A 23,486-nucleotide genomic window follows, 5' to 3' on the forward strand; every position below is an offset into this window, starting at 1 on the left:
CCATGGCCGAGATCAAGAACTACACCCTCAACTTCGGTCCCCAGCATCCGGCTGCGCACGGGGTGTTGCGGCTCGTGCTCGAGCTCGATGGCGAGGTCATCCAGCGCGCCGATCCGCATATCGGGCTGCTGCACCGGGCGACCGAGAAGCTGGCTGAAAGCAAGACCTACATCCAGTCGCTGCCGTACATGGACCGGCTCGACTATGTCTCGATGATGTGCAATGAGCACGCCTATTGCCTGGCGATCGAGAAGCTGACCGGTGTCGACGTGCCGGTCCGTGCGCAGTACATCCGCGTGATGTTCAGCGAGATCACCCGTCTGCTGAACCACCTGCTGTGGCTCGGCGCGCACGGACTCGACTGCGGTGCGATGAACATCCTGATCTACTGCTTCCGCGAGCGCGAGGATCTGTTCGACATGTACGAGGCGGCATCCGGCGCGCGCATGCATGCCGCCTATTTCCGCCCCGGCGGCGTCTACCGCGACCTGCCCGATTCAATGCCGCAGTACCGCGCATCGAAGATCAAGAATGCGAAGACGATTGCGCGGCTGAACCAGAACCGCGAAGGCTCGCTGCTCGATTTCATCGACGACTTCTGCCGCCGCTTCCCGAAAAACGTCGACGACTATGAAACCCTGCTGACCGACAACCGCATCTGGAAGCAGCGCACCGTCGGCATCGGCATCGTCTCGCCCGAGCGGGCGCTGAACCTCGGTTTTACAGGACCGATGCTGCGCGGCTCGGGCATCGAGTGGGACCTGCGCAAGAAGCAGCCCTATGATGTCTACGACCAGATGGACTTCGACATCCCGGTCGGCGTGAACGGCGATACCTACGACCGATACCTGGTGCGCATCGAGGAGATGCGGCAAAGCAACCGGATCATCAAGCAGTGTGTCGACTGGCTGCGCGCCAATCCGGGCCCGGTGATCACCGACAACCACAAGGTCGCTCCACCGTCGCGGCTCGAGATGAAGTCGAGCATGGAGGAACTGATCCACCATTTCAAGCTGTTCACCGAAGGTTTCCACGTTCCCGAAGGCGAGGCCTACGCGGCGGTCGAGCATCCGAAGGGCGAATTCGGCATCTATATCGTCAGCGATGGCGCGAACAAGCCCTATCGGCTGAAGATCCGCGCGCCGGGCTTTCCGCATCTGGCTGCGCTCGACGAGATGGCGCGTGGCCACATGATCGCCGATGCGGTCGCGGTGATCGGCACGATGGACATCGTATTTGGAGAGATCGACCGATGAAGTCCGACGTCGTCAGGTTCTCGGAGCAGACGCTGCAGCGCTTTGCCCGCGAGATCGCGAAATATCCGCCCGAGCAGAAGCAGTCGGCGGTGATGGCATGCCTCGCTATCGTTCAGCAGGAGCAGGGTTTCGTCTCTCCGGCCAGCGAGAAGGCGGTTGCCGAGGTGCTCGGCATGGCGCCGATCGCGGTGCACGAGGTGACGACCTTCTACAACATGTACAACCAGAATCCGGTTGGCCAATACAAGCTGAACGTCTGCACCAACCTGCCGTGTCAGCTGCGCGACGGCCAGCAGGCGCTCGAGCACCTGTGCGAGCGGCTCGGCATCGAGGAGGGCGGCACGTCCGCCGACGGCCGTTTCACGGTGCAGAAGAGCGAATGCCTCGGCGCCTGCGCCGATGCGCCGGTGATGCTGGTCAATGACCGGCAGATGTGCAGCTACATGAGCAACCAGCGGCTCGATGAACTGGTCGAACTGCTCGCTGCCCAGCCGGCGCGCGACAGCGGAGACGGCCATGCTTGACCTGTCCAAATTCCAGTCGACTGGCGAACACACCAGCTTCCACGGCCGCCACATCAAGCCGCAGATCCTCGTCGACCTCGACGGCTCGAACTGGCATCTCGACGCCTATCAGGCCCGGGGCGGCTACCAGGCACTGCGCAAGATCCTCGGTGTCGACGGTGCCGAACCGATGACGCCCGAGCAGGTGATTGCCGAAGTCAAGTTGTCGGGCCTGCGCGGCCGTGGCGGCGCCGGTTTTCCGACCGGGCTGAAGTGGAGTTTCATGCCCCGCCAGTTCCCGGGCCAGAAATACCTGGTCTGCAACTCCGACGAAGGCGAGCCGGGTACCTGCAAGGATCGCGACATCCTGATGTTCAACCCGCACATCGTCATCGAAGGGATGGCGATCGCGGCGTATGCAATGGGCATCACGGTCGGCTACAACTACATCCACGGCGAGATCTTCGAGGTGTATGAACGCTTCGAGGAGGCGCTCGAACAGGCGCGTGGCGCCGGTCTGCTCGGCGACGGCATCCTCGGCTCGGGCTTCAATTTCCAGCTCCACGCAGCGCACGGCTTCGGCGCCTACATCTGCGGCGAGGAGACCGCGCTGCTCGAGTCGCTGGAAGGCAAGAAGGGGCAGCCGCGCTTCAAGCCGCCGTTCCCGGCCAGTTTCGGCCTGTACGGCAAGCCGACAACGATCAACAACACCGAGACCTTTGCCGCGGTGCCGTGGATCATTCGCAACGGCGGCCAGCCCTACCTCGATGTCGGCAAGCCGAACAACGGCGGCACGAAAGTCTTCTCGGTGGTCGGCGACGTCGCGCGGCCGGGCAACTACGAGATTCCGCTCGGCACGTCGTTTGCCGATCTGCTCGAACTCGCCGGTGGCATGCGCCCCGGCCGCCAGCTGAAGGCGGTGATCCCGGGTGGATCGTCGGCGCCGGTGCTGCCGGCGTCGATCATGATGGACTGCACGATGGATTACGACTCGATCGCGAAGGCCGGATCGATGCTCGGCTCCGGCGCGGTGATCGTGATGGACGATACCCGCTGCATGGTCCGCTCGCTGCTGCGCTTGTCGTATTTCTACATGCACGAGAGCTGCGGCCAGTGCACGCCGTGCCGTGAAGGCACCGGCTGGCTGTTCAGGATGGTCGAGCGGATTGCCGACGGCAAGGGGCGGATGGAGGACATCGACCTGCTCAATTCGGTTGCCGACAATATCCAGGGGCGCACGATCTGCGCGCTCGGCGATGCGGCGGCGATGCCGGTGCGGGCAATGATCAAGCATTTCCGCCATGAGTTCGTCGCATTGATCGAGCAGGCGGCGCTGTTGCCGGGCAGCGCGGCTGCCGCACCCGGCGTTGCGCCGGTCGGCGATGGTGGCTTCGCTGCCCGGGTGGCGCAGGTGAGCGCATGACGGCTTTGGAGAACACGAGCATGGTGGCGGCTGTTCGGAGCCTCCATCCCGGCCTTCCCCGAAACGGGGAAGGGGCAGAAGGAGCCGCCCGGCGGCTGGATGCATGATTGAAATCGAACTCGACGGCCGGAAGGTCGAGGTGGCCGAAGGCAGCACCGTGATGCATGCCGCCGACAAGGCAGGCACCTACATTCCGCATTTCTGCTATCACAAGAAACTGTCGATTGCGGCGAACTGCCGCATGTGCCTGGTCGAGGTCGAGAAGGCACCGAAGCCGATGCCGGCCTGCGCGACGCCGGCGACCCAGGGCATGATCGTGCGCACGCGCAGCGACAAGGCGCTGAAGGCGCAGCAGAGCGTGATGGAGTTTCTGCTGATCAATCACCCGCTCGATTGCCCGATCTGCGATCAGGGCGGCGAGTGTCAGCTGCAGGACCTGGCGGTCGGTTATGGCGCTTCCGAATCTCGCTACGACGAGGAAAAGCGGGTCGTCTTCCAGAAGGATGTCGGGCCGCTGATCTCGATGGCCGAGATGACGCGCTGCATCCATTGCACGCGCTGCGTCCGCTTCGGCCAGGAGGTTGCCGGCGTGATGGAGCTCGGCATGATCCATCGCGGCGAACACGCGGAAATCACGACGGTGCTCGGCGATACCGTCGATTCGGAGTTGTCGGGCAACATGATCGACATCTGCCCGGTCGGCGCATTGACGAGCAAGCCGTTCCGCTACAGCGCACGCACCTGGGAGCTGTCGCGGCGCAAAAGCGTCAGCCCGCACGACAGCACCGGCAGCAACCTGATCGTGCAGGTCAAGGGTGGCCGCGTGATGCGCGTGCTGCCGCTGGAAAACGAGGCCGTCAACGAATGCTGGATCGCCGACCGTGACCGCTTCAGCTATGAGGCGCTGGGCAGCCCGGACCGGCTGACGACGCCGATGGTCAAGCAGGGCGGGCAATGGCAGCCGACCGACTGGACCAGCGCGCTCGAATATGTCGCGCGCAGCCTGCAGCACATCAAGTCGGAGCACGGTGCGAACAGCATCGGCGCGCTGGTGTCGCCGCACAGCACCGTCGAGGAACTGTTCCTCGCCGGTCGGCTGGTTCGCGGCATTGGCTCGGAGAATATCGACCATCGCCTGCGCAACCGCGATTTCGCGGCCGCACCGGCCGGCTCGGCACGCTGGCTCGGCGGGTCGATCGCCGAACTGTCGACCGCTCAGCGCGTGCTGGTGATCGGCTCCTTCCTGCGCAAGGACCATCCGCTGTTTGCGCAGCGGCTGCGCCAGGCCTGCAAGCACGGCGCACAGGTCCACTCGCTGCATGCGGTCGCCGACGACTGGCTGCTGCCGGTCGCGAATGCGGTCACCGCGGCGCCCGGCCAATGGCTGGCCGAACTGGCCGGCATCGCTGCCGCCGTCGCCAATGGCGCTGGTGTCGCGGCGCCGGTCGACGCCAAGCCGTCCGATCAGGCGAAGGCGATCGCCGAATCGCTTGCCAGCGGCGACAGCAAATGGGTATTGCTCGGCAATGCGGCGGCACAGCATCCGCAAGCGGAGCAATTGCTCGCGCTTGCCGACTGGATCGGCAGGCAGACCGGCGCGCGTGTCGGTTTTCTTGGCGAAGCGGCCAACTCGGTCGGCGCGCAGCTCGTCGGTGCCTTGCCAGGGCCGGATGGGCGCAACGCGAAGGACATGCTGAACGGCGAACTGAAGGCGCTGCTGATGCTCAATGTCGAGCCGATGCTCGACATCGACAATGCGCCGGCTGCGCTCGAGGCGATGCGCGGTGCCAAGCTGGTGGTCGCGATGACGCCGTTCAAATCGGCCGCGCTCGACGCCGCCGACGTGTTGCTGCCGATCACGCCATTCACCGAGACCTCGGGCAGCTTCGTCAATGCCGAAGGCCGGGTGCAGAGTTTCCACGGCGTCGTCAAGGCGCTCGGCGATGCACGCCCGGCGTGGAAGGCGTTGCGCGTGCTCGGCAACCTGCTCGGCCTGGACAATTTCAACTTCGAATCGTCGGAAGACGTTCGTGCCGAGGCGCTCGGCCCGGCCGACCAGTTGCAGCGGCGCCTCGACAACGCGCCCACCGTCGGTACCGACGAGTTGAAGCTCGAGCAAGCCGACGAGGCCGGATTCGAGCGCATTGCCGAACTGCCGATTTATGCAACCGACATGCTGGTGCGGCGTGCGCCGAGCCTGCAACTGACTGCCGATGCGCGGCTGCTGCCGCTGGCGCGGATTCCGGCTGCGCTTGCCGACGAACTGGGTGTCGAATCCGGTGCGTCGCTGCGTTTTGCGCGCGGCGGGTCGGCCAGCGTGGTGTTGCCGGTGGTCGTCGGCGCCGGTCTTGCGCCGCGCACGATCCGCATTCCCGCCGGCCTGGCCGCCACTGCGGCACTCGGCGCGGCATATGGTCCGTTGACCGTCGAAAAGGCATGAGCCCGCGATGATCGATCACATCAATCAATTCGGTGAATCGGTGCTCGGCGGCGCCTGGCCGGTCGCCTGGACGCTGATCAAGATCGTTGCGCTGCTGCTGCCGCTGATGGGCTGCGTCGCCTACCTGACGCTGTGGGAGCGCAAGGCAATCGGCTGGTCGCAGATCCGCCCCGGGCCGAACCGGGTCGGGCCATGGGGCCTGCTGACGCCGATCGCCGATGCGATCAAGCTGATCTTCAAGGAGATCATCCTGCCTGCGGCGGCCAACCGTCCACTGTTCCTGCTCGGCCCGGTGATGACGATCATGCCGGCGCTGGCCGCTTGGGTGGTAATCCCCTTCGGCCCGGAAGTCGCGTTGTCGAACATCAATGCCGGCCTGCTGTTCCTGCTTGCGATCACTTCGCTCGAGGTCTATGGCGTGATCATCGCCGGCTGGGCGTCGAACTCGAAATACGCCTTCCTCGGCGCGTTGCGCGCGTCGGCACAGATGGTCAGCTACGAGATCGCGATGGGTTTTGCGCTGGTCGTCGTGCTGATGGTCAGCGGCACGCTGAACATGACCGAGATCGTGCTCGGCCAGGACAAGGGCCGCTTTGCCGACATCGGGCTGAATTTCCTGTCTTGGAACTGGCTGCCGCTGCTGCCGATCTTCGTCGTCTATTTCATCTCGGGCCTGGCCGAGACGAACCGCCATCCGTTCGACGTCGTCGAAGGCGAGTCGGAGATCGTTGCCGGCCACATGGTCGAATATTCGGGCATGGCGTTCGCGATGTTCTTCCTCGCCGAATACGCGAACATGCTGCTGGTCTCGGTGCTTGCGGTCACGATGTTCCTCGGAGGCTGGTTGCCGCCGATCGACAGCGTTTTCTTCAACTGGATTCCGGGCTGGATCTGGCTCGGCCTGAAGACCTTCGTCGTCGTCACGCTGTTCCTGTGGGTTCGGGCGACCTTTCCGCGCTTCCGCTACGACCAGATCATGCGTCTGGGCTGGAAGATCTTCATTCCGGTGACGCTGGTCTGGCTGATCGTGGTCGGGCTGTGGATCCAGTCGCCGTGGAACATCTGGATCTGACGCCATGAGCCGATCGATTCGAATTGAAGCCGCGGCCATCGCAAGCCGGTCCGCCGTCGCACCGGCTGCCGGCGGGCAGAGGGAGGAGCACCGATGAGTGCCATCAAGGATCTGTTTTCGAGCTTCATGCTCACCGAGCTGTTCAAGGGCCTCGCGCTGACCGGCCGGCACTTCCTGTCGCCGACGATCACGGTTCAGTTTCCTGAAGAGAAAACGCCAATGAGCCCGCGGTTTCGCGGCTTGCATGCGCTGCGCCGCTATGAGAACGGCGAGGAGCGCTGCATTGCATGCAAGCTGTGCGAGGCGGTCTGCCCGGCGCTGGCGATCACGATCGAAAGCGACGTGCGCGACGATGGTTCGCGGCGCACGACGCGTTACGACATCGACCTGACCAAGTGCATCTTCTGCGGCTTCTGCGAGGAGAGCTGCCCAGTCGATTCGATCGTCGAGACCCACATCTTCGAATACCACGGCGAGAAGCGCGGCGACCTCTATTTCACGAAGGACATGCTGCTGGCCGTCGGTGACCGCTACGAAAGCGAAATCGCCGCCAACAAGGAGGCCGACGCCCGCTACCGCTGAGCATCGCTCGCGATGCCGCCGCCGCGTCGACGCGGTCGGCTGCCGCCGCGCTGTCAGGCTTCCGCGCCAGGACCACGATGAATACGACTTCCGCGCTTTTCTACATCTTCTCGGCCGTGCTGCTGTTCGCGGCATTCCGTGTCATCACCGCGCGCACGCCGGTCTACGCGGCGCTTTATCTGGTGCTCGCGTTTTTCTCGGCCTCCTGCGTCTGGATCCTGCTGCACGCCGAATTTCTCGCGATCGCGCTGGTGCTGGTTTATGTCGGTGCGGTGATGGTGCTGTTCCTGTTCGTCGTGATGATGCTTGACATCGATTCGAATGCCTTGCGCCAGGGTTTCTGGAAGCATTTCCCGGTCGCCGGGCTGGTCGGCGTGATCATCGCGCTCGAGATGGCCGCGGTGCTGCTCGGGGGCTTCCGTTTGTCGGAGGCGCCGGTTGCCGATGCGGCGACGGTGCAGGCCGGCAATACCAGGATGCTCGGCATCGAGGTCTATACCCGCTACCTGTACCCGCTGCAGATCGCCGCGGTGCTGCTGCTGGTCGCGATCATCGCGGCGATTTCGTTGACGCTGCGCAAGCGCAAGGATTCGCGCAGCATTGACCCGTCCGATGCGGTTCGGGTGCGCAAGGCTGACCGGGTGCGGCTGGTGAAGATGCCGGCCAGCGTCGATTCGGCGCCGGCGGCCCGTGGAGACCAGCCATGATTACGCTTGGCCACTTTCTGTCGCTCGGCGCGATCCTGTTCGCGTTGTCGGTGATCGGCATCTTCCTGAATCGCAAGAACCTGATCGTGCTGCTGATGGCGATCGAACTGATGCTGCTGGCGGTCAACCTGAATTTCGTCGCCTTTTCGCATTACCTCGGCGACATGGCAGGTCAGGTATTTGTCTTCTTCATCCTGACCGTTGCTGCGGCCGAATCGGCAATCGGCCTGGCCATCCTGGTCGTGTTGTTCCGCAACCGCTCGACGATCAACGTGGACGAGATGGACAGCCTGAAGGGCTGATCAGCACATGGCAACAGAACTCTCCCAGAACATGCTGCTGGCGGTGCCGCTGGCACCGCTGGTCGGCTCGCTGATCGCCGGCCTTGCCGGCAAGAAGGTCGGCCGCCGCGGCGCGCACATCGTCACCATCCTCGGCGTGCTGATCGCCTTCATCATCTCGGCGATGACCTTGTATTCGGTCGCCATCGACGGCGCCCGTTTCAACGCGACGATCTACGAGTGGATGGTCATCGGTGACCTGAAGATGGAGGTCGGCTTCCTGATCGACGGCCTGTCGGCGATGATGATGTGCGTCGTCACCTTCGTCTCGCTGATGGTGCACATCTACACCATCGGATACATGGAGGAAGACCCGGGTTACCAGCGTTTCTTCAGCTATATCTCGCTGTTCACCTTCAGCATGTTGATGCTGGTGATGAGCAACAACTTCCTGCAGCTGTTCTTCGGCTGGGAGGCCGTCGGCCTCGTCAGTTATCTGCTGATCGGTTTCTGGTTCAACAAGCCGACCGCGATCTTCGCGAACATGAAGGCCTTCCTGGTCAATCGGGTCGGCGACTTCGGCTTCATCCTCGGCATCGGCCTGATCGTTGCATTTGCCGGCAGCCTCAGTTATGCCGAGGTGTTCGCTAAGGCGCCCGAGCTCGCGGCCCTGGGTTTTGCCAATCCCTTTGGCGGAGCCGAATGGATGCTGATCACCGTGATCTGCATCTGCCTGTTCATCGGCGCGATGGGCAAGAGCGCGCAGTTTCCGCTGCACGTCTGGCTGCCCGATTCGATGGAGGGCCCGACGCCGATCTCGGCGCTGATCCACGCGGCGACGATGGTGACCGCCGGCATCTTCATGGTGGCCCGGATGTCGCCGCTGTTCGAGCTGTCCGACACCGCGCTCAGCTTCGTGCTGGTGATCGGCGCGATCACCGCGCTGTTCATGGGCTTTCTCGGCATCATCCAGAACGACATCAAGCGTGTCGTTGCCTATTCGACGCTGTCGCAGCTCGGCTACATGACGGTGGCGCTTGGCGTGTCGGCCTATTCGGTCGCCGTCTTCCACCTGATGACGCACGCGTTTTTCAAGGCCCTGCTGTTCCTCGGCGCCGGCTCGGTGATCATTGGCATGCACCATGACCAGGACATCCGCAACATGGGCGGCCTGCGCAAGTACATGCCGATCACCTGGATCACGTCGCTGCTCGGTTCGCTGGCATTGATCGGCACGCCGCTGTTTGCCGGCTTCTATTCGAAGGACAGCATCATCATCGCGACCTATGCGTCGCAGCTGCCCGGCGCCTGGTTTGCGCAATTCGCGGTCACCGCCGGCGTCTTCGTCACCGCGTTCTATTCGTTCCGGATGTATTTCCTCGTCTTCCACGGCGACGAGCGTTTCCGCCACAAGCCTTTCCCCGGTGAACACGACCACCACGACGAGCACGGCGGCGAGCACCATGTGCACGAGCCGCACGAATCACGCTGGGTCGTGACGCTGCCGCTGGTGCTGCTCGCGATTCCATCGGTCGTGATCGGCTACATGACGATCCAGCCGATGCTGTTCGGCGATTTCCTGCGCGATTCGATCTTCGTCGACGTGGCCAGGCATCCGGCGATGGCGCAGCTGGCCGAAGGCTTCCACGGCGCGATGGCAATGGCCACCCATGGCCTGGTCACCGCACCGTTCTGGCTGGCGCTGGCCGGCGTCGTCACCGCCTATGGGTTCTACATGGTCAAGCCGCAGATCCCGGCGGCGATCAAGGCCGGCGCCGGTCCGATCTACAAGCTGCTCGACAACAAGTATTACTTCGATGCGTTCAACGAGAAGGTGCTGGCAGCCGGCGCGCGACTGCTCGGCGTCGGCTTGTGGAAAGGTGGGGATGCTGCATTGATCGACGGTGTGCTGATCAACGGTTCGTCGCGCGGCATCGGCGGCATCGCGCAACTGGTGCGCAAGGTGCAGACCGGTTATCTGTACTGGTATGCGTTGGTGATGATCCTGGGCCTGATCGGCCTGATGACCTGGCAATTGTGGCCCTTCCTGGGCGGCTTGACCGGTCGCTGAAGCGGCAACGGCTGCTGCAGCGGATTTTTCCAGTCGAGTCACGGAGAACAAGAACATGGGTTTGTTGAGCCTCGCCATTTGGCTGCCGATCTTTTCGGGCGGCCTGCTGCTCGCGCTGGGTCGCGACGAGTTTGCGCGCCCGGTTCGCTGGCTGGCACTGGTCGCCGCATTGGCGAGCTTCCTGGTCACGATTCCGCTGATCACCGGTTTCGATTCCAGCACTGCGGCGATGCAGTTCGTCGAGAACCTTGCCTGGATCGACCGTTTCAACGTCCGCTACCACCTCGGTGTCGACGGCATTTCGGTCTGGTTCGTGCTGCTGACTGCGTTCATCACGGTGATCGTCGTGATTGCCGGCTGGGAAGTCATCACCGACCGCGTCCACCAGTACATGGGCGCCTTCCTGATCCTGTCCGGCATCATGGTCGGCGTCTTCAGTGCCGTCGATGCGCTGCTGTTCTTCGTCTTCTTCGAGGCGACGCTGATACCGATGTACATCGTGATCGGCATCTGGGGCGGTCCGCGCCGCGTCTATGCGGCGTTCAAGTTCTTCCTCTATACGCTGGCCGGCTCGCTGCTGATGCTGGTCGCGCTGGTCTACCTCTATTTCAAATCGGGCGGCAGTTTCGATCTGCTGGCCTGGCATCAGCTGAAACTGCCGTTGCCGGCGCAGGCGATGCTGTTCTTCGCATTCCTGGCGGCGTTCGCGGTCAAGGTGCCGATGTGGCCGGTCCACACCTGGTTGCCCGATGCCCACGTCGAGGCGCCGACCGGCGGTTCGGTCGTGCTGGCGGCCATCATGCTGAAGCTTGGCGCCTACGGCTTCCTCCGCTTCTCGCTGCCGATCGCGCCCGATGCGGCGCATGAATATGCCTGGTTCATCATCACGCTGTCGCTGGTCGCGGTGATCTACATCGGGCTGGTGGCACTGGTCCAGCAGGACATGAAGAAACTGGTTGCCTATTCGTCGGTCGCCCACATGGGATTCGTCACGCTCGGCTTCTTCATGTTCAACGAGCTGGGCATCTCCGGCGGCCTGGTGCAGATGATCGCGCACGGTTTCGTCTCCGGCGCGATGTTCCTGTGCATCGGCGTGTTGTACGACCGTGTCCACTCGCGCGAGATCGCCAGCTACGGCGGCGTCGTCAATACGATGCCGACCTTCACGGCGTTTGCGGTGTTTTTCGCGATGGCCAATTGCGGCCTGCCAGGCACCGCCGGTTTTGTCGGCGAATGGATGGTCATCATCAGCGCGGTGCAGGTCAATTTCTGGCTCGGCGCGCTGGCCGCGACGGCACTCGTCTTCGGCGCCGCCTATACCTTGTGGATGGTCAAGCGGGTCTATTTCGGCGACATCGCGAATGCCGAGGTGCGCGCGCTGACCGACATCAACGCACGCGAATTCCTGATGCTCGCGATCCTGGCGATTGCCGTGTTGTGGATGGGTGTCTATCCGAAACCGTTCACCGACACGATGCATGTATCGGTCAATGAGCTGATTCGCCATGTCTCGGTCTCGAAGCTGAACTGAGACCAGGTGCACGACAAATGAACAACATGAACTGGCTAGCCATCGCCCCCGAGATCCTGCTGCTGCTGATGGCATGCATCGTCGCGCTGGTCGACCTGTGGGTCGTCGACGAGAAGCGCACGCCGACCTACTGGCTGACGCAACTGTCGCTTGGCGCGGTGGCGGTGCTGCATCTGCTGGCGTTCAATCGAGGCGAGACCGTCTACGCGATGCAGCGCATGGTCGTTGCCGATCCGATGGGTCACCTGCTCGGCTTCTTCGCGACGATCGCGGTGATGATCACGCTGGTTTATGCGCGGCCCTATGCGGCGTCGCGCGACCTGTTGAAGGGCGAGCTGTTTTCACTGAGCATGTTGTCGCTGCTCGGCATCGGTGTGATGGTGTCGGCGAACAATTTCCTAGTCGTCTACCTCGGTCTCGAGTTGATGAGCCTGTCGCTGTATGCATTGACCGCGCTGCGCCGCGATCACCCGCCGGCCACCGAGGCGGCGATGAAATATTTCGTGCTCGGTGCGCTGGCCAGCGGCTTCCTGCTCTATGGCCTGTCGATGATGTATGGCGCGACCGGCTCGCTCGAGGTCGGTGAGGTCTTCAAGGCGATCGGCACCGGCCAGATCAACAAGGCGGTGCTGGTGTTCGGCATCGTTTTCGTCGTCAGCGGCCTCGCGTTCAAGCTCGGCGCGGTGCCGTTCCACATGTGGGTGCCCGACGTCTACCAGGGTGCACCGACTGCGGTGACATTGCTGATTGCTGGCGCGCCGAAGCTCGCTGCCTTTGCAATCACGATCCGGCTGCTGGTTGACGGCATGCTCGGGCTGGCGGTCGACTGGCAGCAGATGCTGATCGTGCTGGCGGTCGGTTCGCTGCTGATCGGCAACCTCGCAGCGATCGCACAGACCAACCTGAAGCGCATGCTGGCCTATTCGACGATCGCGCAGATGGGCTTCATGCTGCTCGGCCTGTGTGTTGGCGTCGTCAACGGCAATACGCTGTCGGCGGCCAATGCCTACAGTTCGGCGATGTTCTACGTCGTCACCTACGTGCTGACGACGCTCGGAATATTCGGCGTCATCATGCTGCTGTCCCGCGAGGGTTTCGAGGCCGAGCAGATCGACGATTTCAAGGGCCTGGCCAAACGCAGCCCCTGGTATGCCGGTGTGATGGCGATCTGCATGTTCTCGCTGGCCGGCATTCCGCCGACCGTCGGTTTCTACGCCAAGCTGAGCGTGCTGCAGGCGCTGGTATCGACAAACATCACCGGCTTCATCTGGCTCGCGGTGATCGCGGTGCTGCTGTCGCTGATCGGCGCCTTCTACTATCTGCGGTTGGTCAAGGTGATGTTCTTCGATGAGCCGACCGATACCCACCAGATCGTTGCCGGCGGCGACGTGCGTGGCCTGCTGTCTGCCAACGGTGCGGCGATCCTGCTGTTCGGCCTGCTGCCCGGCGGCCTGATGGCGATGTGCGCGCAGGCGATCGTCAAGGCGCTCGGCACTTGAGCGCCGGGCCGGCCAGCACCGACGATCGCAGCCTCAGCGAAGACCGCGTCGATTCCACCCAGGTCTATCGCGGCCATTTTCTCGATGTGCGCCGCGACCAGGTGCGGCTGCCCGATGGTTCACTGGCCTACCGCGAATACATTGTCCATCCGGGCGCAGTGATGATCGTGCCGCTGCTTGATGACGGCCGGCTGGTCGTCGAGCGGCAATACCGCTACCCGATGCAGCGGGTGATGCTCGAGTTCCCGGCCGGCAAGCTCGATGGCGGTGAAGCACCATGGCAGTGTGCAATCCGCGAACTGTCCGAGGAAACCGGCTATGCGGCGCGGCAGTGGGCGAGGGCAGGCATCCTGCACAACGCGATCGCCTATTCCGACGAAGGTATAGAGGTCTGGTTTGCGCGCGGCCTGAGCGCCGGAGCGGCGCATCTTGAAAGTGGTGAATTTCTCGAGGTCGGCAGTGCCAGCCTCGAAGAGCTCGAAACCCTCGCAATGGAAGGCGCGCTGACCGATGCAAAGACGCTGATCGGTCTGCTCTGGCTGCGCCACTGGCGGGCTGGCCGCTGGCCATTGACGTGGATGGACGCGCCGCGCAGCTGACTTTGTTTGGGATAATGCGGAATGAAGGTTTTCAACCTGCGCTGCTCGCTCGACCATCGATTCGAAGGCTGGTTCGCCTCCGAGGATGACTATCTGAGCCAGCTCGACCGCGGGCTGATGGTCTGCCCGGTCTGTGGCAGCGCGGCGATCGATCGCCTGCCGAGTGCGCCGCGGCTGGCGGTATCCCGGTCGCGGCGGCCCGCTGAGCAGGGCAAGGTCGATCGAAGCGACGCTGCGGCGGCCGTCACCGAGTCGGCACCGCCACGCGACGGCGGGCCGCCACGCGAGATGGCCTTGCAGTCGATGTGGCTGCAGGCGGTGCGCCATGTGATGGCCAATACCGACGATGTCGGCGAGCGCTTTCCGGAAGAGGCGCGGCGCATGCACTACGGCGAAATCGACGAGCGGGCGATCCGCGGCCGCGCAAGCCGTGACGAAGCCGAGGCACTGCGCGAGGAGGGCATCGAGGTGATGTCGCTGCCGCTGCCGGATTCGCTGAAGGGTCCGTTGCAATGACGAACCCGGCGCGGCTCAGCGTTCGAGCACGCGCCCGGGGTTGAACAGATTGCCGGGATCGAGCGCCTGCTTGATCTGCCGCATCATCCGCACCGCCACCGGCGACTTGAACTGCAGCAGCGCATCGCGCTTCAAGGTACCGATGCCATGTTCGGCCGAGATGGATCCGCCGTGTGCGGCAACCGCCGCATAAACCAGCTGGTTGATCGCCTTTTCGTTCGCTGAGAGAAAAGCCGCCGCATCCTGGCCCGGCGCAGCCTGCACGTTGTAGTGCAGGTTGCCGTCGCCGAGGTGACCGAAATCGACCATCCGCACACCGTCGAAGTGGCTGGCCAGCGCCGCATCGGTCGACGCGACGAAGGCCGGAATCCGCGAGACCGGCACCGAGATGTCGTGCTTGACGTTCGGCCCTTCGTCGGCCTGCGCGAGCGGTATCGTTTCGCGCAGATGCCACATCGCATGCGACTGGTCGATATTCTCGGCGACTGCGGCGTCGACGATCGTGCCGTGCTCGAGCGCCTCCTCGAGCAGCGCCTCGAACAATGCGCGGGCATGGTCCTCGCCTTCGGTGTCCGACTGCTCGAGCAGCACCGTCCATGGCGCAGGCGGCAGCGGATGGCGCAGGTCCGGGTAGTGCTTGCGAACCAGTGACAGCGCAAATTCGCCCATCATCTCGAAACCGGTCAGGCCGGCACCGAGCCTGGCCTGCGCGCGCTGCAGCAGTTCGACCGCCGCCTCGACGCTGGCCACCGATACCCAGGCCGTCATCACCGCCGCCGGCTGCGGCACCAGTTTCATCGTCGCCGCGGTGATGATGCCCAGCGTGCCCTCGCTGCCGATGAACAGGTGGCGCAGGTCGTAGCCGGTATTGTCCTTGCGCAGGCCGCTCAACCCGTCCCAGACCTCGCCGTCGGCGGTGACGACCTCGAGGCCGAGGCAGAGGTCTCGCGTCGACCCGTAACGCAGCACCTGCGTGCCGCCGGCATTGGTTGCCAGGTTGCCGCCGATCGTGCAACTGCCTTCGGCCGCCAGGCTGAGCGGGAACAGCAGATTGCGCGCAGCGGCGGCTTCCTGCACCTGCTGCAGGATGCAGCCGGCTTCGACAGTCATCGTCAGATTGGCCGGGTCGATCTCGCGGATGCGGTTCATGCGGCCGAGGTTCAGCAAAAGCTGCCTTCCGCTGTCGTCCGGCACCGACGCGCCGACCAGGCCGGTATTGCCACCCTGCGGCACGATCGCGATGCGTTCGCGGGCGCACAGGCGAACCACCGCCGCCACTTCGCCGGTCGTGCCGGGGCGCACCACCGCCAGCGCCTTGCCGCGGTAACGCTTGCGCCAGTCGACTTCGAACGCCGACAGGTCGCCATCGCTCAGCAGATGCTTGTCGCCGACGATGGCGCGCAGTTGATCGAGCACAGTGTTCATGATCGGTTTTCTTCGGTGGTGGCCGTCGGATGTCGCAAGCGCCAGCGGACATGGATCGCGCAGGCGGCGAACAGGCTCAGGCACAACACGATCTCGATCAGCGCCAGCCAGACCGATGGCCCTCGGTCGCTGGTGGCCCGGATCACGCCCTCGGCGAAATAGAGCCAGACCAGCAGGCTGACCCAGCGGTAGGTGTACATGCGCCGCTTCAGCAGTCCGGCGAGCGGCCATGCGAGCGGCAGCACCTTCAGTGCGAGCGTGCGATTGCCGGTCGGCGCAAGCCACAATTCCCAGGCCAGCCCGAGCACGATCAGACCGAGCAGGCTGCTGACCGCAATCGCACGCGACCAGCGCACCGCGGGGGCATCGGCCGCGTCGTCGACCGGCCCAGATGAAGAAAGCTGCTGTGTCATCGATGGCATGATAGCCAGCGATGGGACTGCCACCGAAATTGCCGCGAGGGCAAGCCGACAAGAACGAGCCAGACTGGCAGGAGCTGGTGTCGGAGTTGCCCGAGACGCTGCATTCTTGGCCGTGGATCGACACGCTTCGCACATTGGCGGTGCGTTTTCGCGAGGACCGGCTCGGCATCACCGCCGGCAGCCTGACGTTCACGACGGTGATCTCTCTGGTGCCGATGCTGACGGTGATGCTGGCGGTATTTTCGGCCTTCCCGGTGTTCAACCAGTTCCAGGGCTCGGTGCAGCGTTATCTGCTGCAAAGCCTGATTCCGGACAGCATCGCCAAACCGGTGCTCGACGCACTGACGCAATTTGCCGCGCAATCGAACCGGCTTGGCAGCGCCGGGCTGGTCGTGCTCGTCGTCACCGCGGTGGCGATGATGCTGACGATCGACCGCGCGCTGAACAACATCTGGCGGGTGCGGCGGCCGCGGCCGATTGCGCAGCGCGTGCTGGTTTATTGGGCCGCGATCACGCTGGGGCCGGTGCTGCTCGGCGCAAGCCTCAGCCTGACCTCTTATGCCTTCACGCAGTCGGAGGGCATGGTCGACTCGTTGCCCGGCGGCGTGAATTTTCTGCTCAACCTCGCCGAGTTCCTGTTGCTGGCCGCAGGTGTCGCCGGCCTGTTCCACTATGTGCCGAATACCGAGGTGCGCTGGCGCCACGCGCTGGTCGGCGGCATCTTCGTCGCTGCCGGTTTCGAGATTGCGAAGCGCAGCCTGACGCTGTATCTGGCGAGCATTCCGACCTATTCGCTGCTTTACGGTGCCTTCGCGACCTTGCCGATCTTTCTGATCTGGTTGTATCTCGGCTGGGTGATCGTGCTGCTCGGTGCGGTCATTGCCGCCTATGCGCCGAGTCTGCAGATGCGCGTCGTCGGCCTCGGTGACAACCCCGGTCGCCGCTTCGAACTGGTCGTGACGCTGCTGCGTCAGCTCGACCAGGCGCGTGTTGCCGGCCACGGCGGTCTCGGCCTGTTCGAACTGTGCACTCGCCTGCGGATCGATCCGCTGCAGGTCGAACCGATGCTCGAGCAACTCGCAGGCATCGACTGGATCGGCCGGCTCGACGAGGAGCACGGATCGCGCTATGTGCTGTTGTGCGATCCGGCAACGACGCTGGCGGCCCCGTTGTTCACCCGTTTTCTCGTCGAACCGACACCGACGCTTGGCGGCTTCTGGAGGCGGGCCGATCTGGACCGGATCAGCCTCGCAGAACTGATCACGCCGGTCTGAAGCGGCTCAGTTGCGCGGCACGCGGCTGCGGATCGCGGCCAGCACCGCCTCAGGTGCTTCACCCATCAGCGCATGTCCTGACGGCGCCAGAATCGTCTCGGCGGACAAGGCTGCGGCGAGCGACCGGCTCGCCGCCGTCGGTGTCATCTGGTCCCGGATGCCAACGACGATGCTCACCGGACATCGGACCCGCTGCGCCGTCTCGAGGCCGGCGGTATAGGCATTGCACAACGAGAAATCGCGATGGAACAGGTTGCCGAAGCCGGCTTCCGAATGCGCTTGCTGGTTGCGCCGGTACAGCGCCCTGTCGACGCCGCGCAGCCAGAAGCCTGGGGCCGGCGCCGACGGCTTGCTGGCAAGCGACGAGTGCGACAGTGCGATGACCATGTCGATCGCCCTCAGCGGCTCGTTCGCCGCGGTATCGAGCAGCACCGATGACACCTTCATCGGGAACGCGCTCCCGACCATCACCAGCCCGAGCGCGTCGGTGCCGAGTCGGGCCGCCGTCTCGAGTGCAATCAGCGAGCCCATGCTGTGGCCGACCAGCAGCGCACGGCTGACGCCGGCCGTCTTCAACAGGTGCAGCAACCAGTCGGTCAGCGCGTCGACGCTGTCGAGCCCGGGCCCGGCGCTGCGGCCATGCCCTGGCAGGTCGACCGCGAGCACCGAGCAGCCGTGGTGCGCAAGCGATCGGCTCTGCAGCGCCCAGACGCTGTGGTCGCCGAGCGCGCCGTGGACCAGCACAACCGTCGGCAGCTTCGGATCAAAAACCTTGCCACCGGTATAAGCGTAGGCCGCGCGGCCGTCGATCTGCAGGTTCATCGTGCGCCTCCACCCGCCTTCTGCGCCGCCTTCAGCGCACGGCCGAGATCGTCGCGCAGATCGTCGGCATCCTCCAGGCCGATGGACAAGCGGATCGTTCCCTGGCCGATGCCGGCTTGTGCAAGCGCGGCATCGTCCATCCGGAAGTGGGTCGTCGACGCCGGGTGGATCACCAGCGAGCGGCAATCGCCGACGTTGGCAAGGTGCGAGAAGATCTTCAGCGACTCGATGAATGCCTTGCCCTGTTCGCGGCCGCCTTTCAGGTTGAAGCTGAAGACCGATCCGCAGCCGCGCGGCAACAGCCGGCGGGCCAGCGCATGGTCCGGATGGCTCTCCAGTTCGGGATAGCCAACCGATTCGACCATCGGATGGGCGACCAGAAACTCGACCAGCCGGCGCGTATTGGCGACGTGCCGCTCCATCCGCAGCGGCAATGTCTCGACTCCCTGCAGGATCAGCCAGGCCGTGTGCGGGCTCATGCAGGCGCCGAAATCGCGCAGTCCTTCGCGGCGTGCGCGCAGCAGAAATGCGGCGGTGCTGCTCTCCTCACTGAAGACCATCTGATGGAAGCCGGCATAGGCGGCGGTCAGCTCGGAGAATCTGCCCGAACGGTCCCAGTCGAACGCGCCGCTGTCGACCAGCAAGCCGCCGACCACGGTGCCGTGGCCGCTGAGAAATTTGGTCGCCGAGTGGTACAGCAGGTCGGCACCGAATTCGAACGGCTTGATCAACCATGGCGTGCTGAGGGTCGAATCGACCAGCAGCGGCAGTCCGTGCTGGTGGGCAATGTCGCTGACGGCCGGAATATCCAGCACGTCGAGTCCGGGATTGCCGAGCGTTTCACCAAACAGCAATCGGGTCTCGGGCCGGATCGCCGCCCGCCAGCCATCGAGGTCGCCCGGCCGCACGAAGGTGGTGCTGATGCCGAAGCGCGACAAGGTGTAGTGCAGCAGGTTGTGCGAGCCGCCGTACAGCGCCGAACTGGCGACGATGTGATGGCCGGCGCCGGCAATCGTCGCGATCGCCAGGTGCAGCGCGGCCTGGCCGCTGGCGGTCGCAATCGCTCCGATGCCGCCTTCGAGCGCGGCGATGCGTTCCTCGAGCACCGCATTGGTCGGGTTGCTGATGCGGCTGTAGACATGGCCGGAGCGTTCCATGTTGAACAGTCCCGCCGCATGGTCGCTGTTCTCGAATACGAAGCTGGTGCTCAGATGGATCGGCACGGCGCGCGCGCCGGTGGCCGGATCAGGGCCGGCGCCGGCATGCAGGGCCAGTGTGTCGAAGCCAGGATCCGAAAAACCGGCCATGTCTTGTTCCTCCAGTTGCTGGGTGCGCCGGCAGGCGACTTCTGTCCTGTGGCATTGTGGGCTATATTGAAAACGACTCACTCGATACCCGCGGTCCGACGGAGGCGTCGGGCCGGCCGCAAGCGGCAGCGGTCGTCACGTTTCCGTTGGAGGACACCTGCATGAAAGTCAGCGACATCCTGCGCGTCAAGGGCGGCACGCTTTACACCGTATCTCCGGACCAGAGCCTGCGCGAGGCCGTCGAGACGATGGCCGACCGCGACATCGGTTCGTTGATCGTGATGGAAAAAGGCGCGATGGTCGGCATGCTGAGTTTTCGCGAGGTCATCAAGGCGGTCGTGAAAAACGACGGCGAGGTCGGTCCCAGCCTGATACGCAGCGTGATGGACGAACACCCGCTGACCTGCTCGCCGGAGACCGAGATCGACGATGTGCGGCGCATGATGCTCGACCGCCATGCGCGCTACATGCCGGTGTTGTCGGGGGACACGCTGATGGGCGTGATCTCGTTCTACGACGTCGCGAAGGCGGTTGTCGAAAGCCAGGATTTCGAGAACCGCATGCTGAAGGCCTACATCCGCGACTGGCCGGTCGAGGATGAAAAAGACGCTGCCGCCGAACCGAAACTGCCTTGATCTGCGCTGCCTGGGTTCAGATCGCGCGCGCCGCCGCGAGGCCGTTGCGCACCGCACCTTCGAGGGTCGCAGGGTAGGGGCCGTCGACAAAATCCGCTGCAGCGTACAAGCCGTTGGCGATCCGCATCGACGGGCGCTGCAGGCCCGGCGTGCAGCGAAAGGTCGCCCGCTTGTCGGTCAGCACCTGCAACAGTTCCGGCGGTGAAACCAGCGCGCTGCCGAGTTGTTCGGCAAGCTGCCGCAGTGCCGCCGCCACCATCGGATCGTGGCCTCGTTCAAGCCATGGCGCAGCACCACTGACCACCAGCGTCAGCAGGCCGGGCGAAGCGCCAAGCTGCCCCTGATCAAAAACGAACTGCACCGGTCGATCGCTGTCATCGGAATCGAGTGCCAGCATCGGGTGCGCCAGCACCGTGCCGACGCTGCGCACGCTCAACGTGACGATCGGTTCGTGCTGCAACGCGGCGGCGCTTGCGCTCCAGGCCGGCGCGATCGCCGCGGTCAGCCGGGCCGCTTCGGTCGCTGTCGTCGCGAGGATCACCGCGTCGAATGGCTCGCTGTCGACCCGCCAGCCGCCGGCGGCGTCGTGCTGCAGGCTGCGCACGCGCGTACCGGTGCGCACTCGCGCGCCGGCAGCCGCGAGTTGCTTGATTGCCGGTGCCGGCAGCAAGCGGCTCAGCCGCTGGCGCGGCAACAGCAGGTCGGAGGCGCCAGGGCCTGCAAACAGCGCATCGCGCAGCACGCGCAGGAATACCTCGGCGCTGGCCGCGCTGCTCGGGGTATTCATCGCCGCAACGCACAGCGGATCGATCAGCTGCGAGCGGATCGTCGGCGGCAGGGCGCTGGTCAGTTCGGCAACGCTCAGTTCGGGTTTGCAGCGGAACCCGCGGATCCGCCAGCGGGCGGCCGCGCGCAGCAATGCCAGTCGGTCGGCCAGCGACCAGCGCGATTGGCCGAGGACGCCGCGCAGAAAAGCCAGCGCCGGAGGTCCGGCCGGCAGCAGCAGCCCGCCGCCATCCGGATAAACCAGCCGCAGCGGCATCCGCAGCAGTACCTGCGCCGGGTCGACGCCGACCCGTTGCATCAGCGCCAAGGTGTCGTTGTAGGCACCGATCAGGATGTGCTGGCCATTGTCAAGGCCGCCAAGGTCCTCGTGGCCGGCAACCTGCCGAGCCCGGCCGCCAGGTTCTGCCGCCATCTCGAACAAGCTGACGCGGTGACCCCTCTCGCAGGCCTCGAGCGCAGCGGCGAGGCCGGCCCAACCTGCGCCGACGACTGCCACTCTGCAAGCTGCCGCAGGTGCCTTTTCCGTCGACCCCACGTCAACGGCCGCGCACGTGGGTCCGCGCGGCGATCCACAATTTGCGCAGCGGAGTCAGCGACACCTTCTGGTGCAACACCTGGAAGCCGTCGGCCTCGATTTCGCGCAGCAGGCTGCGGTAGATGTTGGCCATCATCAGCCCGGGCTTCTGCGAGACCCGGTCCTGCTCGGGCAGCAGCGCAAGCGCCTCGTCGTAGATCTGGTGGGCGCGCTCGGCCTGAAAACGCATCAGCGCCTGGAAGCGGTCGCTGTAGCCCCACGGCGGCTTGCGCATCAGCAGTTCATGCGCCTTCACGTCGAAACGCTGCAGCTCCGAGACCGGCAGGTAGATGCGGCCGCGCCGCGCATCGTCGCCGACATCGCGGATGATGTTGGTCAGCTGCATCGCCAGCCCCAGGCGGTGCGCATAGGCGATCGTTGCATCGCTGCTGCGGCCAAAGATGTTCGACGCCACCTCGCCGACTTCACCGGCCACCAGGTGGCAATAACGGGCCAGGCCGGCGAAATCGAGGAAGCGGTTCTGGTCGAGGTCCATCTGGCAACCTTCGATGACCGCCAGCAGGTGTTCGGCGCGGATGTCGAATTCGGCCGTCAGCGGCATCAGCGCCTTGGTCACCGGATGGCTCGGCTGGCCGCCGAAACTCGCGACCACCTCCTTGCGCCACCAGGCCAGCTTGGTCGCCGCAATGCCCGGGTCGCTGACTTCGTCGACGACATCGTCGACTTCGCGGCAGAAGGCGTAGAACGCGGTGATCGCGGCGCGGCGCTGCGGCGGCAGGAACAGGAAAGCGTAATAGAAACTCGAGCCGCTGCCGGCCGCCTTCTCCTGCACATATTGCTGCGGACTGGTGACCGCGCTCATCGTGCCGCCCCCGCGAGCACACCGCCATCGCTGCGCATGCGCAGCGCGCGCCACAGCATTGGCAGTGCATCGCGCGCGCCGAGCCGCGGACGCTGAGCGAGGGTGTCGAATCCGCGGGCGGCGATGTGGTCGAGGATGCGCAACCCGCCTTGCACGACCAGCCGCAATTCCCAGCCGGCACGACCGCCGATGCGGTGCACCAGCGGCGCACCTTGTGCCATCAAACCGCGGGCCCAGTCCACTTCATCGGCCAGCAACCCATTCAGAGCCGGGCCCGGCCGGCAGGCGAGCAAGGCGTCGGCATCGACGCGATGGCGCTCGCAATCGTCGAGCGGCAGGTAGATGCGGCCGCGCTGCAGATCGATGCGCAGGTCCTGCCAGAAATTGATCAGCTGCAGCGCGCTGCAGATCGCATCGGATTGGCGCAGCGCGTCGGCATCGTCGACACGGTACAGGTGCAGCAGCAAGCGGCCGACCGGATCGGCGGAGCGTCGGCAGTAGTCGAGCAGTTCGGCGCGGTCACGGTAGCGGTGCTTGGTGACGTCCTGCTCGAAGGCGCTGAGCAGATCGGTGAATGGCCGCAGCGGCAAGGACCACTCGGCGATCACCGGCCCCAGCCGGGTGAATACACCCTGCCAGCGGGGGCCGGGTGGGTTGCCGGCTGCCACCGCAAGCAGGTCGGCGCGGTATGCCGCGAGGTCCGCGAGGCGCTGCGCGGCCGGAACATCGCCTTCGTCGGCGAGATCGTCTGCGGTCCGCGCAAACCAGTAGATTGCGGCCACCGCCGGCCGCAACCTCGGCGGGCACAGCAGCGAGGCAACCGGAAAATTTTCGTAATGATCGACGCTCACCCGCGCATTGTCCACGCGGAAGGCCTCCCGCGTGGCGCGCTGCTGCATTGCAGACTGCCGACGATGCTGCGCCGGTGGCTGGATGCC

General features: G+C 64.8%; 22 protein-coding genes. 15 read left to right on the top strand and 7 right to left on the bottom strand.

The window, feature by feature from the left end; translation table 11 throughout:
* Nucleotides 1-2: 2 nt before the first annotated feature.
* From ACNH6H_RS22915 to ACNH6H_RS22975, 13 genes are all read left to right on the top strand, one after another.
* Nucleotides 3-1,256, top strand: coding sequence for an NADH-quinone oxidoreductase subunit D (locus ACNH6H_RS22915; RefSeq protein WP_418320586.1), 1,254 nt, complete (start codon nucleotides 3-5; stop codon nucleotides 1,254-1,256).
* Nucleotides 1,253-1,780, top strand: coding sequence for an NADH-quinone oxidoreductase subunit NuoE (gene nuoE, locus ACNH6H_RS22920; RefSeq protein ID WP_418320587.1), 528 nt, complete (start codon nucleotides 1,253-1,255; stop codon nucleotides 1,778-1,780). Before ACNH6H_RS22915 ends, nuoE begins: the two co-directional genes overlap by 4 nt.
* Complete coding sequence (gene nuoF, locus ACNH6H_RS22925) at nucleotides 1,773-3,182, top strand: NADH-quinone oxidoreductase subunit NuoF (protein WP_418320588.1); 1,410 nt, start codon at nucleotides 1,773-1,775, stop codon at nucleotides 3,180-3,182. Before nuoE ends, nuoF begins: the two co-directional genes overlap by 8 nt.
* 103 nt (nucleotides 3,183-3,285) lie before the next feature.
* On the top strand, nucleotides 3,286-5,622 hold the full coding sequence (gene nuoG, locus ACNH6H_RS22930; RefSeq protein WP_418320589.1) for an NADH-quinone oxidoreductase subunit NuoG: 2,337 nt from the start codon (nucleotides 3,286-3,288) through the stop codon (nucleotides 5,620-5,622).
* A gap of 7 nt (nucleotides 5,623-5,629) precedes the next feature.
* Entirely contained in the window at nucleotides 5,630-6,694 is a 1,065-nt protein-coding gene (gene nuoH, locus ACNH6H_RS22935; RefSeq protein WP_418320590.1) for an NADH-quinone oxidoreductase subunit NuoH, read from the top strand.
* Between the two features lie 93 nt (nucleotides 6,695-6,787).
* Nucleotides 6,788-7,276 (top strand): NADH-quinone oxidoreductase subunit NuoI, encoded by a 489-nt coding sequence (nuoI, locus tag ACNH6H_RS22940; RefSeq protein WP_418320591.1) that lies wholly within the window; start codon nucleotides 6,788-6,790, stop codon nucleotides 7,274-7,276.
* A 77-nt stretch (nucleotides 7,277-7,353) separates the two neighbouring features.
* Nucleotides 7,354-7,983 carry an NADH-quinone oxidoreductase subunit J gene (locus ACNH6H_RS22945; protein ID WP_418320592.1) on the top strand — a complete coding sequence of 210 codons (630 nt, stop codon included), beginning with the start codon at nucleotides 7,354-7,356 and terminating at the stop codon, nucleotides 7,981-7,983.
* Nucleotides 7,980-8,285 carry an NADH-quinone oxidoreductase subunit NuoK gene (nuoK, locus tag ACNH6H_RS22950; protein ID WP_418320593.1) on the top strand — a complete coding sequence of 102 codons (306 nt, stop codon included), beginning with the start codon at nucleotides 7,980-7,982 and terminating at the stop codon, nucleotides 8,283-8,285. The genes ACNH6H_RS22945 and nuoK overlap by 4 nt, the downstream gene beginning before the upstream one ends.
* A 7-nt stretch (nucleotides 8,286-8,292) precedes the next feature.
* Nucleotides 8,293-10,335: an NADH-quinone oxidoreductase subunit L gene (gene nuoL / locus ACNH6H_RS22955; protein ID WP_418320594.1), complete on the top strand. Its 2,043-nt coding sequence runs from the start codon at nucleotides 8,293-8,295 to the stop codon at nucleotides 10,333-10,335.
* Nucleotides 10,336-10,390: 55 nt separating this feature from the next.
* Nucleotides 10,391-11,866 (top strand): NADH-quinone oxidoreductase subunit M, encoded by a 1,476-nt coding sequence (locus ACNH6H_RS22960; protein WP_418320595.1) that lies wholly within the window; start codon nucleotides 10,391-10,393, stop codon nucleotides 11,864-11,866.
* Nucleotides 11,867-11,883: 17 nt separating this feature from the next.
* Nucleotides 11,884-13,365: an NADH-quinone oxidoreductase subunit NuoN gene (nuoN, locus tag ACNH6H_RS22965; protein ID WP_418320596.1), complete on the top strand. Its 1,482-nt coding sequence runs from the start codon at nucleotides 11,884-11,886 to the stop codon at nucleotides 13,363-13,365.
* Nucleotides 13,362-13,964 (top strand): NUDIX domain-containing protein, encoded by a 603-nt coding sequence (locus ACNH6H_RS22970; protein ID WP_418320597.1) that lies wholly within the window; start codon nucleotides 13,362-13,364, stop codon nucleotides 13,962-13,964. Before nuoN ends, ACNH6H_RS22970 begins: the two co-directional genes overlap by 4 nt.
* Nucleotides 13,965-13,985: 21 nt before the next feature.
* Nucleotides 13,986-14,480, top strand: a complete 495-nt coding sequence (locus ACNH6H_RS22975; RefSeq protein WP_418320598.1) for a DUF1178 family protein — start codon at nucleotides 13,986-13,988, stop codon at nucleotides 14,478-14,480.
* A 15-nt stretch (nucleotides 14,481-14,495) separates the two neighbouring features.
* On the opposite strand, the gene ACNH6H_RS22980 is transcribed toward ACNH6H_RS22975, so the two are convergent.
* Nucleotides 14,496-15,905 (bottom strand): FAD-binding oxidoreductase, encoded by a 1,410-nt coding sequence (locus ACNH6H_RS22980; RefSeq protein ID WP_418320599.1) that lies wholly within the window; start codon nucleotides 15,903-15,905, stop codon nucleotides 14,496-14,498.
* Nucleotides 15,902-16,318 carry a DUF2069 domain-containing protein gene (locus ACNH6H_RS22985; protein ID WP_418320600.1) on the bottom strand — a complete coding sequence of 139 codons (417 nt, stop codon included), beginning with the start codon at nucleotides 16,316-16,318 and terminating at the stop codon, nucleotides 15,902-15,904. The genes ACNH6H_RS22980 and ACNH6H_RS22985 overlap by 4 nt, the downstream gene beginning before the upstream one ends.
* Before the next feature lie 20 nt (nucleotides 16,319-16,338).
* On the opposite strand from ACNH6H_RS22985, the gene ACNH6H_RS22990 reads away from it, so the two are divergent.
* Complete coding sequence (locus tag ACNH6H_RS22990; RefSeq protein ID WP_418320601.1) at nucleotides 16,339-17,601, top strand: YihY family inner membrane protein; 1,263 nt, start codon at nucleotides 16,339-16,341, stop codon at nucleotides 17,599-17,601.
* 6 nt (nucleotides 17,602-17,607) lie between these two features.
* Here ACNH6H_RS22990 and ACNH6H_RS22995 read toward each other — a convergent pair whose 3' ends face one another.
* Together ACNH6H_RS22995 and ACNH6H_RS23000 are read right to left on the bottom strand one after the other, a co-directional pair.
* Nucleotides 17,608-18,423, bottom strand: coding sequence for an alpha/beta fold hydrolase (locus ACNH6H_RS22995; protein WP_418320602.1), 816 nt, complete (start codon nucleotides 18,421-18,423; stop codon nucleotides 17,608-17,610).
* Nucleotides 18,420-19,730 (bottom strand): O-acetylhomoserine aminocarboxypropyltransferase, encoded by a 1,311-nt coding sequence (locus tag ACNH6H_RS23000; protein ID WP_418320603.1) that lies wholly within the window; start codon nucleotides 19,728-19,730, stop codon nucleotides 18,420-18,422. The genes ACNH6H_RS22995 and ACNH6H_RS23000 overlap by 4 nt, the downstream gene beginning before the upstream one ends.
* Nucleotides 19,731-19,891: 161 nt before the next feature.
* On the opposite strand from ACNH6H_RS23000, the gene ACNH6H_RS23005 reads away from it, so the two are divergent.
* Entirely contained in the window at nucleotides 19,892-20,365 is a 474-nt protein-coding gene (locus ACNH6H_RS23005; protein ID WP_418320604.1) for a CBS domain-containing protein, read from the top strand.
* 16 nt (nucleotides 20,366-20,381) lie between these two features.
* On the opposite strand, the gene hpnE is transcribed toward ACNH6H_RS23005, so the two are convergent.
* From hpnE to hpnC, 3 genes are read right to left on the bottom strand one after another with little or no spacing between them, the layout of a single operon-like run.
* The gene (gene hpnE, locus ACNH6H_RS23010; protein WP_418320605.1) at nucleotides 20,382-21,647 is read right to left on the bottom strand and encodes a hydroxysqualene dehydroxylase HpnE; all 1,266 of its coding nucleotides are present in this window, start codon (nucleotides 21,645-21,647) and stop codon (nucleotides 20,382-20,384) included.
* Between the two features lie 40 nt (nucleotides 21,648-21,687).
* The gene (hpnD, locus tag ACNH6H_RS23015; protein WP_418320606.1) at nucleotides 21,688-22,548 is read right to left on the bottom strand and encodes a presqualene diphosphate synthase HpnD; all 861 of its coding nucleotides are present in this window, start codon (nucleotides 22,546-22,548) and stop codon (nucleotides 21,688-21,690) included.
* Entirely contained in the window at nucleotides 22,545-23,447 is a 903-nt protein-coding gene (gene hpnC / locus ACNH6H_RS23020; RefSeq protein ID WP_418320607.1) for a squalene synthase HpnC, read from the bottom strand. Before hpnC ends, hpnD begins: the two co-directional genes overlap by 4 nt.
* Between the last annotated feature and the right edge of the window lie 39 nt (nucleotides 23,448-23,486).

This window comes from Pseudideonella sakaiensis, assembly GCF_048320135.1.
Lineage (GTDB): Bacteria > Pseudomonadota > Gammaproteobacteria > Burkholderiales > Burkholderiaceae_C > Ideonella_A > Ideonella_A sakaiensis_A.

Bases quoted from the DNA above. Each gene is read 5' to 3' on its own strand.
- ACNH6H_RS22915 (WP_418320586.1), top strand. From the start codon at position 3: ATGGCCGAGATCAAGAACTACACCCTCAACTTCGGTCCCCAGCATCCG.
- nuoE (WP_418320587.1), top strand. From the start codon at position 1,253: ATGAAGTCCGACGTCGTCAGGTTCTCGGAGCAGACGCTGCAGCGCTTT.
- nuoF (WP_418320588.1), top strand. From the start codon at position 1,773: ATGCTTGACCTGTCCAAATTCCAGTCGACTGGCGAACACACCAGCTTC.
- nuoG (WP_418320589.1), top strand. From the start codon at position 3,286: ATGATTGAAATCGAACTCGACGGCCGGAAGGTCGAGGTGGCCGAAGGC.
- nuoH (WP_418320590.1), top strand. From the start codon at position 5,630: ATGATCGATCACATCAATCAATTCGGTGAATCGGTGCTCGGCGGCGCC.
- nuoI (WP_418320591.1), top strand. From the start codon at position 6,788: ATGAGTGCCATCAAGGATCTGTTTTCGAGCTTCATGCTCACCGAGCTG.
- ACNH6H_RS22945 (WP_418320592.1), top strand. From the start codon at position 7,354: ATGAATACGACTTCCGCGCTTTTCTACATCTTCTCGGCCGTGCTGCTG.
- nuoK (WP_418320593.1), top strand. From the start codon at position 7,980: ATGATTACGCTTGGCCACTTTCTGTCGCTCGGCGCGATCCTGTTCGCG.
- nuoL (WP_418320594.1), top strand. From the start codon at position 8,293: ATGGCAACAGAACTCTCCCAGAACATGCTGCTGGCGGTGCCGCTGGCA.
- ACNH6H_RS22960 (WP_418320595.1), top strand. From the start codon at position 10,391: ATGGGTTTGTTGAGCCTCGCCATTTGGCTGCCGATCTTTTCGGGCGGC.
- nuoN (WP_418320596.1), top strand. From the start codon at position 11,884: ATGAACAACATGAACTGGCTAGCCATCGCCCCCGAGATCCTGCTGCTG.
- ACNH6H_RS22975 (WP_418320598.1), top strand. From the start codon at position 13,986: ATGAAGGTTTTCAACCTGCGCTGCTCGCTCGACCATCGATTCGAAGGC.
- ACNH6H_RS22980 (WP_418320599.1), bottom strand. From the start codon at position 15,905: ATGAACACTGTGCTCGATCAACTGCGCGCCATCGTCGGCGACAAGCAT.
- ACNH6H_RS22985 (WP_418320600.1), bottom strand. From the start codon at position 16,318: ATGACACAGCAGCTTTCTTCATCTGGGCCGGTCGACGACGCGGCCGAT.
- ACNH6H_RS22990 (WP_418320601.1), top strand. From the start codon at position 16,339: ATGGGACTGCCACCGAAATTGCCGCGAGGGCAAGCCGACAAGAACGAG.
- ACNH6H_RS22995 (WP_418320602.1), bottom strand. From the start codon at position 18,423: ATGAACCTGCAGATCGACGGCCGCGCGGCCTACGCTTATACCGGTGGC.
- ACNH6H_RS23000 (WP_418320603.1), bottom strand. From the start codon at position 19,730: ATGGCCGGTTTTTCGGATCCTGGCTTCGACACACTGGCCCTGCATGCC.
- ACNH6H_RS23005 (WP_418320604.1), top strand. From the start codon at position 19,892: ATGAAAGTCAGCGACATCCTGCGCGTCAAGGGCGGCACGCTTTACACC.
- hpnD (WP_418320606.1), bottom strand. From the start codon at position 22,548: ATGAGCGCGGTCACCAGTCCGCAGCAATATGTGCAGGAGAAGGCGGCC.
- hpnC (WP_418320607.1), bottom strand. From the start codon at position 23,447: ATGCAGCAGCGCGCCACGCGGGAGGCCTTCCGCGTGGACAATGCGCGG.